General features: G+C 68.2%; 12 protein-coding genes and 2 pseudogenes. 5 read left to right on the top strand and 9 right to left on the bottom strand.

Features of this window, described 5'->3' with window-relative positions; translation table 11 throughout:
* Positions 1–5: 5 nt before the first annotated feature.
* The 3 genes and pseudogenes from STRBO_RS0123690 to STRBO_RS46010 form a co-directional block, all read right to left on the bottom strand.
* A complete protein-coding gene (locus STRBO_RS0123690; protein ID WP_005476565.1) occupies positions 6–779 on the bottom strand; it encodes a sporulation delaying protein family toxin in 774 nt (257 codons plus the stop codon).
* A 355-nt stretch (positions 780–1,134) separates the two neighbouring features.
* Positions 1,135–1,368 (bottom strand): hypothetical protein, encoded by a 234-nt coding sequence (locus STRBO_RS0123685; protein ID WP_005476563.1) that lies wholly within the window; start codon positions 1,366–1,368, stop codon positions 1,135–1,137.
* Between the two features lie 43 nt (positions 1,369–1,411).
* Positions 1,412–1,511, bottom strand: a pseudogene (locus STRBO_RS46010) (IS6 family transposase); the annotation flags it as partial.
* A 254-nt stretch (positions 1,512–1,765) separates the two neighbouring features.
* Between STRBO_RS46010 and STRBO_RS45485 the strand changes: the two are divergent.
* The 4 genes and pseudogenes from STRBO_RS45485 (at position 1,766) to STRBO_RS40935 (ending at position 5,814) form a co-directional block, all read left to right on the top strand.
* Positions 1,766–3,220: an FG-GAP repeat domain-containing protein gene (locus STRBO_RS45485; RefSeq protein WP_005476558.1), complete on the top strand. Its 1,455-nt coding sequence runs from the start codon at positions 1,766–1,768 to the stop codon at positions 3,218–3,220.
* Between the two features lie 630 nt (positions 3,221–3,850).
* Positions 3,851–4,381, top strand: a pseudogene (locus STRBO_RS0123665) (SDR family NAD(P)-dependent oxidoreductase); the annotation flags it as partial.
* A gap of 33 nt (positions 4,382–4,414) precedes the next feature.
* Positions 4,415–5,038, top strand: a complete 624-nt coding sequence (locus STRBO_RS0123660) for an NADPH-dependent F420 reductase (RefSeq protein ID WP_005476555.1) — start codon at positions 4,415–4,417, stop codon at positions 5,036–5,038.
* Between the two features lie 407 nt (positions 5,039–5,445).
* Positions 5,446–5,814, top strand: coding sequence for a hypothetical protein (locus tag STRBO_RS40935; protein ID WP_158698344.1), 369 nt, complete (start codon positions 5,446–5,448; stop codon positions 5,812–5,814).
* A 39-nt stretch (positions 5,815–5,853) separates the two neighbouring features.
* Here STRBO_RS40935 and STRBO_RS44170 read toward each other — a convergent pair whose 3' ends face one another.
* From STRBO_RS44170 to STRBO_RS0123640, 3 genes are read right to left on the bottom strand one after another with little or no spacing between them, the layout of a single operon-like run.
* Positions 5,854–6,576 (bottom strand): tyrosine-type recombinase/integrase, encoded by a 723-nt coding sequence (locus STRBO_RS44170; RefSeq protein WP_245170656.1) that lies wholly within the window; start codon positions 6,574–6,576, stop codon positions 5,854–5,856.
* Positions 6,465–7,685: a hypothetical protein gene (locus tag STRBO_RS44840; RefSeq protein WP_005479606.1), complete on the bottom strand. Its 1,221-nt coding sequence runs from the start codon at positions 7,683–7,685 to the stop codon at positions 6,465–6,467. The genes STRBO_RS44170 and STRBO_RS44840 overlap by 112 nt, the downstream gene beginning before the upstream one ends.
* Positions 7,685–8,707 (bottom strand): tyrosine-type recombinase/integrase, encoded by a 1,023-nt coding sequence (locus STRBO_RS0123640; protein ID WP_005479607.1) that lies wholly within the window; start codon positions 8,705–8,707, stop codon positions 7,685–7,687. The genes STRBO_RS44840 and STRBO_RS0123640 overlap by 1 nt, the downstream gene beginning before the upstream one ends.
* Positions 8,708–9,022: 315 nt before the next feature.
* On the opposite strand from STRBO_RS0123640, the gene STRBO_RS44830 reads away from it, so the two are divergent.
* Entirely contained in the window at positions 9,023–9,169 is a 147-nt protein-coding gene (locus STRBO_RS44830) for a hypothetical protein (protein ID WP_020665596.1), read from the top strand.
* Between the two features lie 189 nt (positions 9,170–9,358).
* Here STRBO_RS44830 and STRBO_RS0123630 read toward each other — a convergent pair whose 3' ends face one another.
* From STRBO_RS0123630 to STRBO_RS0123620, 3 genes are all read right to left on the bottom strand, one after another.
* Positions 9,359–10,108, bottom strand: coding sequence for an HAD-IA family hydrolase (locus STRBO_RS0123630; protein ID WP_005476325.1), 750 nt, complete (start codon positions 10,106–10,108; stop codon positions 9,359–9,361).
* Positions 10,105–11,166 carry a class II fructose-bisphosphatase gene (gene glpX / locus STRBO_RS0123625; protein ID WP_005476323.1) on the bottom strand — a complete coding sequence of 354 codons (1,062 nt, stop codon included), beginning with the start codon at positions 11,164–11,166 and terminating at the stop codon, positions 10,105–10,107. Before glpX ends, STRBO_RS0123630 begins: the two co-directional genes overlap by 4 nt.
* Positions 11,167–11,294: 128 nt before the next feature.
* A complete protein-coding gene (locus STRBO_RS0123620) occupies positions 11,295–12,236 on the bottom strand; it encodes a LysR family transcriptional regulator (protein WP_051085273.1) in 942 nt (313 codons plus the stop codon).
* Positions 12,237–12,906: the final 670 nt, after the last annotated feature.

The following is a 12,906-nucleotide window of genomic DNA, read 5'->3' as shown; positions in this document are numbered from 1 at the left end:
AAGATCTACTTGCCGGCCAGCAGCTTGGTCACGACCGCTACGGCCTCTTCGGTCGTCAGACCGCTCTTGCCTTCCTCGAAGTCCGCCTTTATCACCACCTGATTCACGGCGAGGGCGACCTCAGTTATGATGATCACATCGGAGCCGGTGCCCTGGTCCACGGGCCCCTTGGTGACTGCCTGGTGGATGGTCACAGACATGGTGTCCAGCCGCTCCAGCCCGTTACGGACCCGGTACGGGTCACCTGAGGTGACATCGGCGCGGAACTCCTCGGCGAACCCCGACTCCTTCAGCGAGGCAAGCGCCAGGAAGACCTCCACGTCCCTGGGGGTCGCCCCGACAGCCTCCTTCACGTGCACCAGCGCCAGCTCGGGATACTCCTCGGCCACTACCCCCTCACCCATGAACCCCAGGATGATCTCCGCCGCCGTGTATCCCGAACACTGGTCGGCCGGGTAATCGCTGTTCTCCGGGGTCTCTTCACCGGAGCAGCTGAGGGCGTCCTTCGGGCGGAGGTCGCTGAGGTACGGCTTGCCGGTGAGGCTCTTCTGGACGTCGGGCGGACAAATCCCGATCCACGCGGCCCCTGCGGCATGGTTCTTGACCTTCTTGTCACTGCAGTACACGTCGCGGTCCGCGGTCTTGAAGCACTGGTAGGCCGGGTAACCGCTACTCTCCGGGGACTCTGCCCCGGCGCCGGCGGCGAAGGTGGCTCCCGCCCCGGCGAGGAGGCCGGAGACGGCCAGAAGTGCGGTGGGCAGGACATTGCGGATGCGCATGGCTCTCCTGTGGGTTGATCGGAGTTTTCGGACCGATTTCTTGTGGGCTTCTCGCGAAGCCCCGTCGGTCGGCCGCTTTCTGAGTCAGAGCCTAGGAAGCGGCCCCACAGAAAGGGCTGGATTCGTCCTGGATCAGTCGGACCGGTCTGCTTACGGCTGCTGACCTGCGAAAACTCCGCTCATCGAGTGCGGTGGCGCATCGTGACCGGCAAGGCGGAGTGAAGAAACCGGCAATCGACCGGCAATCGCGCGGCAGGGCGGCGTTTTCGGCGAGGAGCACCGCGATCACCGTTGCTGCTGCATCGAACTGGCCCTGGATCCGACGGCGTTCTGCCTTGTTCCTTCGTAGTTTTTCCTAGCGTTCGGCGAGTTCCTGGTCGCGTTGCCGCCCGCCAACGCGACCAGGGCTCGTGGCGGCCCGGGCATCCCACTCGGCGAGCAGTGCGGTCGCCCGGTTCAAGGCGGCCCGGCTGACCCCGGCTTCCCGCCAGAGAATGTTCTTGGTCAGCTTGCCGTCGGTGTGCCACGGTCGGCCGGAGGAGAGCCGGTCCAGCGCGGCACCAAGGGCCTGCTCGGTCCTGGCGGACACAGCGGGTGGGGGCGGCCGGTCCTTCGGACGACGAGGTCGACCCTCGGGATGACAGCGGGAAGCGGAAGTACGGCCACACGGTGGGAGACGACCTCGACCGGGTACCGGTGCCCCTTGTACGACAGCGACGACGCGCTCCCCACGGACTACCCTTCCCCGGCTGATCAACCAGAAGATCATCCCCCGGTCAGCCAACGTGACGGTGCCTACGAAACTGCTCGCCGAGGCCGAACGGCTGGGCAGCGATGCCCAGCTCAAGGCGCCACGTCTGAGCCTCGCCGCCACCACGGCTGTGGCTGCACGCCCTGCTGGACAGGTCGACGGTCGTCGGCCTGCGGCTCCGCATCGGGATCTGGCCTCTACCGCCCTGTGACACCCGGGTGCGCACACTGGCGGCATGCATCCTCCGTATCTCCGCCTGGCCGCCGTCCTCTGTGCGGCTGCCGTCGTCGCGGCCTGCTCCTCCGAGGGCGGAAGCAAGGGCACGTCCGAGGAGATGCCAAGCGGGCCGGCCCCCGCCTGGTCCGCCCCTGCCCGGCAGGACCAAGGTGAGGTCAACCGCCGCGACTTCAACGGCGACGGCAAGGACGACGCCCTTGTCAACGGCTGGTACAAGCATCCGAAGACCGGCGGCAAGTGGTACAACAACCGCTTCGTCGCCCTCGCCTCGCCCTCCGGCCTCGACCCGGCGAAGGCCGTACGGCTCGCGCACCGCTGGGCGAAGCCTGATCCCCGGCTGACCTCCGCCCCCGCCTATCAGGACCGGTCGGCCCAGTTCACCGGGGACCTGGACGACGACGGCCATGCCGATGTCGTCGTCGACAACGTGCTGAGCAGTCCCGACGGGAAGTACACCTCGAATCGGCGCATCGTCTGGGGCGGCTCCAAGGGCGCCGCCGGTGCCACCGTGCTTCCGCGTAGCATCGCGAAGCCCATCGGAACCGGAGATGTCGACGGGGACGGCGCGCTCGATCTCCTCACCCTCGACGAGACGGTGAGCGACTACGACCGCCGGGGCAAGCGGCAGTACGCCACCGTCCTGCACGGCCCGTTCAACCGCTCCCACGCGGCACCCCGCACCACGACCCGGATCGATGTCAGCCACGAGGGCTGGGTGCCCGTGGTACACACCGCGATCGGCGATTTCGACGGCGACGGCCGCGACGACCTCGTGACGAAGGCGCAGTACGACGAGGAGGACGCCCGCTTCGAGGACGACGAGATGCCGGAGGTCGACGGCAGCTCGTACTACCGCGGCACGGAGAAAGGCCTCAGTGAGGCGGCGCCCGTCCCCGGCATCAGGGCGGAGGACACCTCCTCAGGAGGGGAGCCGCTGGTCGCCGCCGATTTCAACGGCGACAAGCGCGCGGATCTGCTGACGGGGAACACCGGCGGAACGCATGTCGTCTACGGCAGCAAGCAGGGCCCTGGGCAGGGCCGCTCCCCCACCGACCTCCACAGGCTCCATCTGTCCCGCGCCGTCACCGGGGACGTCAACGGCGACGGCTACGCCGACCTGGCCACCGAGTCGCTCGGCGAGGACCGCCGCATCGGCCGGGTCTCGGTCCGGCTGGGCACCCCCGACGGCCTCACCACCGAAACCCCTACACGGATCGACCGGTACTCCATCGGCCTCGGTGGCAAGCCGGCGCACTCCGGCGACAAGGACGAGTTCGGGTGGGATCTGGTGCTGTGCGATCTGGATGCGGACGGCCGGGACGAGCTGCTGATCGGCACGTTCGGCTTCAACACGCCCCGGAAAGAAGCCGGTTACTGGGTGCTGGCGGGCACGAAGGACGGTCCGTCGGTGACGGACCGCCGCTTCGTGAAGACGATGGACTTCGGCTCGTAGAAGGGCACTGTCACGTGGTTGGCGCGTGAGCGCCTGACAGCGTGCTGACGGCTTCGTACAGCCGGCGGTTGCCGCCGAAGGGGGACACCCCCTTCATCGTCGGCGTCCGGCCCCTCCTCCGCGTTCTCTTCGTCGTCCTCGTCGTCCTCGTCGTCCCAGCCACGCTCGTCCCGCACGGTGGCGCAGATGAGGATCGGCGTACGACCGGCGATATCGGCGGCCGCGTAGACCGGACGCCATCGGGGACGCCGACGGCTGAGCACCTGTCAGGGTCCTGCGGGCGGAAGCCGTCGATACCGGTCGCGACCGGGCCCGGGCAGCTGCGTGGTACTCGACGACCGCCCTGCGAGCCCAGGCCATCGCCTCGGAGACGCGCTGCTTCACCATGTGACTGTCGAGCTGTTCGCCTGCGATCGGCTCGACATCGGCGGGCAGCAGGTAGCGGTCGGTACCGCCGAGCTGCCCCCGCGGGGCAACGTTACGCATGCCGGTGGCGTCGTGCTGGCCGCGGGCGGTGCCGGCGACGAAACCGCGATCGAGCGGCGAGCAGGCAACGAAGCCGACGCCCAGCTGCTTAATTCCCTCTCTCGTTCGAGGAGGGCGCGGAATCCGCGCGCGGGTCGACCCGTGAGGCGCTACGACACCGTCAAGCGGGAGAAGGGCAGCCTCGACGTGCTGTGGGCCAGCGCCGGCGGTGGCGAGCCCGCCCCGCTCGGCGAGATCACCGAGGCCCAGTTCGACACCTGGTTCGGGCTCAACGCCCGCGGCACCCTGTTCACCGTGCAGAAGGCCCTCCCGCTCCTCAACGACGGCGGCTCCATCCTCATGACCGGCTCCAACGCCTCCCTCGGCGCCTTCCCCGGCTGGAGTGTCTACGCCGGCAGCAAGGCCGTCCAGCAGGCCTGGGCTCGCATCTGGCTCAACGAACTGAAGGACCGCCGCATCCGCGTCAATGTCCTGACACCCGGCCAGGTCGCCACCGCCAAGCAGGAAGAGCTCTTCGACGACGCCACCAGGCGCCAGTTCGAGTCCCTCATCCCCCGCGGCCAGATGGGCCGCCCCGACGAAATCGCCACCGCCGCCCTTTTCCTCGCCTCCGACGACTCCAGCTACGTCAACGGCATGGAACTCGTCGCCGACGGCGGCACCACCGCCATCTGAACCGGACAACACACAACCAGGGCAGGACATCTCATGAGCAACATCAGCATCATCGGCGCCGGGAACATGGCCCGCACCATCGGCGCGCGGGCAATAGCGGGCGGCAACACCGTCGAGGTCATGGGCCGCGATCAGTCCAAGGCCGCCGCCCTGGCCAAGGCTCTCGGCGGCGGTGCCACGACCGGAGAATGGGGCACCGCCCCGGCCGGGGACATCGTCATCGTGGCCCTGCTGCACAACGGCGTCGTGCCGGTCGTCGCCCAGTACGGAGACGCTCTCGCCGGCAAGGCCATCGTCGACATCGGCAATCCCTTCAATTCCACGTTCGACGGGCTCGCCCACCGCGAGGAGACCTCGATCGCGCAGGAAGTCGCCAAGGTCGCCCCGGCCGGCGCCAGCGTGGTGAAGGCGTTCAACACCGTCTTCCGTCACGTCCTGGAGAAGGGTCGGCCCAACGTTTTCATCGCCGGCGACAATGCGCGGGCCAAAGCAAGCGTGGAGGCGTTCATCGAGACCCTCGGACTGCGCCCGCTGGACGTCGGCGGCCTGAAAATGGCGCACTGGCTGGAAGGAGCGGGCGTGGTCACAGTGGGCCTCGCCAACCACGGGGTGGGGAACTTGGACTTCGCCCTCAGCATCACCGAACTGCCCGTCTGAGCAAGCGGTTGACGGATTACCGAAAGGGAGCGCCCACCGCAAATTCCGTCACCGCACGTTGAGCGGCTCCCGGGCCATCCGAGGCAGGCCTACCTCCTGGTGATGTCGAGCCTGCTGTCCATGGGAAGGGATGGCAGGTGACATGGACGCTGCCCGAATACGATGCTGAGACCCCCGTGTCCGTGCCTGATCTGCACCTGGCCGTGCCGTTGAGCCGAAGCGCAACGGATCTCGGGCTATCGTCCGCGTCGACGCGGGCCAGGTAGGCCGACGGACCACCCTCTTGGTGCGGTCATGGACGATCGACACCGGCACCCCTCTAATATGCGGGTCTCGTTGTCAAGTCATCGTCGAATCGAGGGAGAGTCCGCCCAGTGAGCACTGAGCCGCTCCGCAGCCTGCGCTATGTGGACGACATCATCCGCGATGACGTCCTCGCGCTGGAGGCGTTCATCTACTCCCAGATTCGGCCAGTCCAGGATGCGGCTGGCGAGACCGGGGACACGTTCTGCGCGTTGCGTTCCCTGGAAATCTTGGTCTGCGACTCGGCAGGACTGATGCTCGCACTCCTCGACCGGGGCGGGCTTGGCCAGGAGGAGCGGTCCACCATGCTCCGTGAATGGAACCGGCTGTGGACCACCGCAAGCTGGTGGAACTATCGCGACGGATACGACAGCGACCGCTGGAATCGACTGGAGCATGTGGACGCCCCTGCCGAAGCCTCACACCATGCCGAGATTGCACGAGCTCAGGCAGCCGCTGGGGAGGTCCCGTGAGGTGGGCAACTGTCGTACGAACTTGGCGAGTCGACACAGTCAGGAGGCTTCTCCGTCGAGTCGGCTGAGGAGTCCGTCGAAGATCTGCTCGCGTGCGACCTGTCCCTTGGCCGCCGCGTCGTCTCGCTGGCGTTCGAGGGTGGGCCGGAACTCGATCGTGGTGACGAAGAAGGTGCAGGACTCGCAGATCGACTCGAAGTGGCAGTCCATCTCGACGGGGCGAGCGCAGTAGCCGTTGCCGAGCATCCGGCGGTGCATCTCCCGCCTGAGCTTGGTCATCTCCGTTCCCTCGGCGTCGGCCGGCAGCTGGCGCGGGGCGTCGTAGAGTGCCTCGACCTTCTCCGAGACGGCGAAGTACTCGTCGGCAACGGTCCGGTCAGCGATCCGCGCGTAAACGCGTGTCATGGACAGTGACTTGTGTCCCAGGAGTGCGGCGATGGCCTCCAGGGACATGCCTCGGTTGATCGCCTGGGTGGCCAGAGTATGGCGCAGTTGGTGCGGGGTGACCCTGCCCAGTCCGGCCCGCTCGGCGGCCTTGCGGACGGCGGCCTCAATGCGGGAGGCATTGACCGGGCGGCCGTGGTCGGTGAACAGCAGGTTCGAGCGCAGGCCCTCGGGGCGGTGCAGCAACCAGTCGTCCAGCAGCGCCTTCAGCTGCGGATGCAGGGGAACATAGCGGTCGGTGTGCATCTTGCCGACCGGGACACGGAGCCAGTAGGCGGAGCCGATCTGCACGACCGCATCGATGGTGAGGCCGAGCATCTCGCTGCGTCGCATCCCAGTGCGGGCGAGAATTTCGATGGCCAGGCGGGCGAATACGGATCAGGATCCTTGCGAGCGGCGGACAGAAGTTTGGCGGCCGCGGCGTCGTCGAGGAAGCGCGGCAGTGGCTCGTCCGCGATCGGGAAGTCGCTGTCGAACACCAGCTGGCGAGGTGGCCGGTCGGCGGTGTCCCATTCGTCGAGGCGGCGGAGAAAGCCGCGGACTTTGCTCAGGCGGTCGCGGACGGTGTGCCGGTGCAGCGGGCCTCCGCGGGCGGCCGGCCGCTCCAGCAGCCACTGTCGGTAGCGTTCGACGTGTCGCCGCTTGAGCTCGGCGACGCAGCTGACGGCCGCGTCTTCGGCGGCGACCAGCAAGGCGAACTCTCGCAGCGTCAGCTCGGCGTTCTTCACCGTGCCCGGCCGCAGCGTCCCGGCGATCTGCTGCAGATAGTGCTGCATCGTCTCCGCCATCCTGGCCGGGACGCGGGCCCATTCGCGGGCTCGCATGTCGGCCCGGTCCGGGGTGCGTCGGCGCGGGAGCTGGTCGGTCAACTCGCAGTGGAACAGAGTGGCTTCGAGGTTGAACAGGGCGGTCGACAGGGCCTTGACGCCGCGGTTGGGGATGCGGCGTGCGGCGTCCAGCAGAAGGCGGCGTCCCTCGTCCCAGTCGCGTTGCTGCAGTTCGTGGGGCTGGTTGGCGAACAGTGCCACGAAGTGACCCAGCAGGTTGAACTGGGTCATGGCCACTGTGTCGCGAAAGCCGAGTGTGCGGGCGGTCTCCATGAACCGCAGGTGCAGTTCCGGCTCCGTGCGGGCGAGTACGATCCCCAGTCGCGGGCGCCGGGCGACCAGGTAGTCCGCGCCCGGCTGCATCCGTCCCGTGACCGCAAGCCAGCTGATGAACCGGTGGGTCTCGTGGTTGAAGGCGAGCTGACGTTCCAGTGGCAGGCGACAGAAGTCGGTCAGGTCAGGCACTGCGGCAAGCAGTGCCCGGGCACCCCAGCGGACCTTGTGGTCGGTGTTCATGCCCTGCGCGGCCCGGTGGGCGAGGTAGAACTCGACCAGGTCCGGGCGCACTATCGGCAGGGCCGCGGCGCGGGCCCGGCGCATCAGGACTCCGCTCGGTCGGCGTCGATCGCGGCACTGGCCTCCAGGTACTGCTCGACGAGCCAGCTGTTCGCGAGGTGGATGTAGACGCGGGTCGACTCGATGGAGCGGTGTCCGGCCTGGGCCTGTACCGCTTCCAGAGCCATGCCTGCCTCCCGCAGCCGCGTCAGGCAGGTGTGCCGGAGCTGATGGCATGTCAACTTCGGTAGTCCGGTTCGTCTTCGGACTCCGTCGAGGATCTCGTCGAGACCGTCGGCGGAGAGCGGCCGGCCGCGGGTCGGCCCGCGCAACACCACGAACAGCTGGTCGTGGTCCACGGGTGGACGCTCACGGTCCAGGTAGTCGCCGACCGCGCTGAAGAACTGCGCGGAGACGGGTATCAGGCGCTGGTGCCCGCCCTTGCCCTCGCTGATGAAGACCCGACGCTCGCCCGGTGAGAGGTCACCCAGGCGCAGGCCGAGGACCTCGCAGCGGCGCAGCCCGCCCAGCAGCATCGCCAGGATCATCGCCCGGTCCCGTGCGGTGTTCAGGGCGCCGAGGACCGCCTCGACCTCGGTCGGCCCGAGGACGCGTGGGAGGGTGCGAGGCGTGCGCAGCAGAGGTGCCCCGCGGGTGCCACTGCGGCGGCGGTTGGCCAGTCCCGTCGGCACCGGGTTGCGGTCGACAGCGAGGTCGTCGCGGGTCATCAGGTAGCCGAACAGCCCAGAGACGCTGGCGAGCCGGCGCTTGATGGTCCGGGCTGAGAGTCCGGCTTCACCGTCTTCGAGCCGGACGACCTTCGGGCCTTGACGCGGCTTCTTCTGCGCGGTGATGAACGCGAAGATGTCTGCGGTGACGACGTCGGCCGGCTCCTTGGGCACCACCGAGAAGAAGACCTTCAAGTCGTAGGCGGTGGCCAGCAGGGTGTTCGGCCTGCAGCGGGCCGCCACGAACTCCAGGTAGTCGTCGACCAGGACGTGGCCGAGCGATGCAGCAGGGTTGCCCGCGGCATCAACACGTCGTACCAACTCCGGCTGCCAGGCCATCCGAGCTCCTCGACGGGAGCGACCATCCTGACGGGCAACACGAGATCGAGGAAGAGTTGTCACCCACATAACCGCCGAAGTGGGCGAATGCCTGACGGTGGCAGTCGAAGAAGGTGGCCATGTCCTGGCTCGTGGGGAAGCAGCAGAACGGGTCGCGCGAGCAGGACAAGACCATGGGGAACGAGTAGACCTTCGGGATCCCGACGTGGGCGAGGATCCTGCCCTCGTGTCGGGTAGCGGGGACGCATTGCCGCGTCCCCGCCCCCTCGGAACCGGGCGAGCGGGTTTCCCCGCACCTCGGCTCAAGCAAGCCCCATGGACGGCCGATGGGTGTTCGGAGATCGCGCCAACGTCCTCAACGACCGCGGCGAGATCCCGATTCTCCTCAAGTTCTCCTGGGCGAACATCGTTCGGCACCAGTCGATCGCAAGCGGCCTGAACTTGTTGAACCTGCCGAAGTAGCGTCGAACGATCCACTTCTTCGACTTGGTTGGGGTACCTGCGTCCGGCCCACCGGTAGGTGAGCCACCACACGTAGTGATCCAGCGCCGTGAAGATCCTGCTGGACACCACCCCCGGTAATAGGCCGCCCAGCCCCGAAACCGCGATGAAACGTCCTCATCGGGCGCCCGTCCGGAAACTTCGTGGCCCCTAAGGATCACTTTCGGTGTGCGGTCTGGAGGACGTGCACTCCGTGCTCGGGAGCAGGTGGTGGCGCAGCAGCATCGCCACATCGGGTACGAGGAACCGATCGAGCACGCCCAGGGCCCCGGTGAAGTCCTGGCCCCTGGTGTAGTGGTTGGTCACCACCAGGCAGCGGAGCCCGGCTCCCTGCGCCGCGCGCAGCCCGTTGACCGAGTCCTCCACGGCGATCGCCCGGTTCGGGGGCAGACCTATCCCGTCCAGCACCCGCAGGTAGACGCCCGGGTCGGGTTTGAGCGTGGGGACCTCGGTGCCGGTGACCACACAGGCGAACCGCCCCCTGCCGAAGAGGTTGTCCAGCAGGGGTTCGACCCACATCCGGGTGCCCGTAGTGGCCACGGCCAGTGTCATTCCCGTGGCCGAAAGCTCGCTCAGCAGCGCGCGGATCCCGGGGCGCGGCGGGATGGCGCCCTGTTCGACCATCGTGCGGAAGCGGGCGGTCTTGTCGGCGTGCAGGATCGCGGCGAGTTCCTCCGCCTCGTCGTGACTGTGGCTCTGGCGCCGTAGGAACGTCGCGATGCGCCGACGTCCCCCGGTCATCTGCAGGAGACGGCCGTAGGTCTCGACGTCCCAGTGGTAGGGCAAGCCCGCTGCGGAGAAAGCCGCGTTGAAGGCGGTGCGGTGACCGTCCCGCTCGCTGTCGACGAGTGTGCCATCGACGTCGAAGACAACGGCACCGTTCCGGTTCGGACTTGTCATCCCGGTGCTTCCGCCGGGTCTTCATGCTGACGGTAGTCGACGGCACTGTAGGCGCCGAGTCGGTCGAGGCGGTGCTCGCTGTGCACGAAGCGAACGGTGCCGCTCCGGGCGCGCATGACCAGCGACTCGGTGGCCGCTCGCTCCGGGCCATAGCGCACTCCGCGCAGCAGCTCGCCGTCGGTGATTCCGGTGGCCACGAAGAACGCGTCCTCGCTGGCGATGAGATCCTCGACTGTCAGTACTCGATCCAGGTCGTGTCCCGCCTCCAGAGCGCGACGACGCTCGGTGTCGTCGCGCGGGCGCAGCCTGCCTTGGAGCGCACCGCCGAGGCATTTGATCGCGCAGGCGGCGATGATGCCTTCCGGGGTGCCACCGATGCCCAGCAGCAGGTCCACGCCGGTGTCGTCACGGGCCGCCGCTATCGCGCCCGCCACGTCGCCGTCGGAGATGAACTTGATCCGGGCGCCGGCCCTGCGGACCTGCTCCGCCAGTTCCTTGTGTCGCGGCCGCTCCAGGATGCACACGGTGATGTCCTCCACGGCGCAGCCCTTGGCCTTCGCGACAGCGCGCACGTTGTCCAGGACCGGGGCGCGGATGTCCACGGCGTCGGCGGCGGCGGGTCCCGTGACCAGCTTGTCCATGTAGAACACGGCGGACGGATCGAACATCGACCCGCGCGGGCCTACCGCGAGCACGGACAGCGCGTTGCCCATGCCCTTGGCCGTCAGCGTGGTCCCGTCGATCGGGTCGACCGCCACGTCGCACGCCGGACCGCTGCCGTCACCGACGCGTTCACCGTTGTAGAGCATCGGCGCGGCGTCCTTCTCACCCTCGCCGATGATCACGGTGCCGTCGATCGGCAACGTGCCGATCATCGCCCTCATGGCGTCGACGGCCGCCTGGTCGGCGCCGTTCTTCTCGCCCCGGCCGACCCAGCGGCCGGCCGCCATGGCCGCGGCCTCGGTCACTCGCACCAGATCCATTGCCAGGTTGCGGTCTGGTGCCGAGACCGCGACGTCACCGCCTTCGATACCTGCATCGGCGGGCACCATCGTCATATCCCTCTCCCTTCCGGGGAGCCCCTGTCTGCTGTCGCACGGGGCGGTATCCGATGAGGGGGCAACCGCCCGTACGCACAGTGGTCGGGGATTTCATTTGTGATACGGACGGTGCCCTGTGTCGGAGACTAGGAGCGCGGCCCGTCGGCTCCCACCCCCCGGCGGGTGGAGCGCCGGGGGAAGCCGCCCGACGAGGGGCGACGCCATCCGGTGGTGTGCTCGCTGTCCAGCAGATACTCCAGCAGCAACGACGTGCTCGCCGAGGTCCTTATGTGGGTGGCCGCATGCCAAGGCCGGAGCAGCGGCGTGCCCGGCACCTTCACCTCGGTCAATTCTCCGGTGGCCAACTCCCGGGCGACCGCGTCGCGGGAGACCATGGTGACTCCGACTCCGGCCACCGCCCCCGCGACGACCGCGCCGTTGGACCCCAGGGTCAGCCTGGGCGGGTCCACCTGCAGACCGGCCAGCAGGGCCTCGCATGTGACATGAGTGCCCGAGCCCGCCTCACGGAGCAGCCAGGTGGTGCGCCCCAGATCGAATCGCTCGGCCAGGTCGGGCACGGCCACCACCACCAGCTCGTTGGGGCGGACGGCGTGCACGGTGGCGTCGATGCCGGCCGGTGGCCGCCCGGCGATGACAAGGTCGGCCTCGTGGCTGGACAGCAGGGCCCACACCCGCTCGCTGGTGCCGACTTCGAGCCCGAGGTCCACTCCGGGATGGCGCTGGAGGAACCCGGCCAGGACCGAGGGAAGCACGTGCTCCGCGGCCGATGTCACCGAAGCAAGCCGCACCTGCCCGTGTTCAGGGTCGATGTCGCCACGCGCGGCGGCCAGCGCCTCGTCATGCAGGCCGAGGATGGTGCGGGCGTAGTCGGCGTAGGTCTGCCCCGAGCGGGTGAGGCGTACGCTCCGTCCCTCCCGCTCCATCAGGGGAACGCCGACCTCTCGAGTCAGTGCGGTGATGGCCGCCGAGACCGCCGACTCCGTCAGCGACAGCCGCTGTGCCGCGCCCCGGACAGACCCCACATCGGCGACAGCGACGAAGGCACGCAAGCGGGAGGTCGTCGTCATCCCCATCCCCCATCATCTGGAGCATCTACTCAGACGTCAGTGATAACACCTGAGTGAACCTTTCGGTGTGCGGGCCGATCCTAAGGGTCCTTGCAGGACCTTGTTGTGGAACGGTGGGGTTGCAGGTGAGCCCGTGTTGGTGGCGTGACCATGACACAGCGGCGGCCGAGGAGGCTGGCGCGAGTTGTGAGCGATGATCGAGCCTCTGCCACCGAAGCATCAGCAGCGCTTCCGTTACCCGTGCCGCAGGCAGTCGATGACCGCAAGACGCTGCATTCCCCGCAGGCCCGGCGTCACTCGTTGGCTCGGCCGGCGTCCAGCCGTTCTTCCGCTCGACCTCGTTGAGCAGTCCCTGCGGGTAGGAACCACTCATCACACAACCCTGACCAACCGTCAGCTCTCCCCAACCTCCCCCTCGCCCACCGTCACATCGACTAACCGGTCCCCGCCTGCGGCGCACGAGGACAACCTCGCCGCGAGCAGGTCACCGCCCATGCCGAGCCGCACCGTAGAGCGCACCGGTACCCGCAACGGACTGGGCCCAGCGCTCCGGCCGCGTCGGCAGTGGGCTTGTCCGGGTCGCTCCTCCACCTCGGGAGGACGCTTGCGGTCGCACACATGGCGAACACGGAAGCGACAGAACGGCACATTCGGCCAAGATCGATGCAAA

It is taken from the genome of Streptomyces bottropensis ATCC 25435, assembly GCF_000383595.1.
In the GTDB taxonomy this organism is placed as follows: domain Bacteria; phylum Actinomycetota; class Actinomycetes; order Streptomycetales; family Streptomycetaceae; genus Streptomyces; species Streptomyces bottropensis.
The sequence above is the reverse complement of the archived record's forward strand: the minus strand, read 5'-3'. Positions and strand labels throughout refer to the sequence as shown.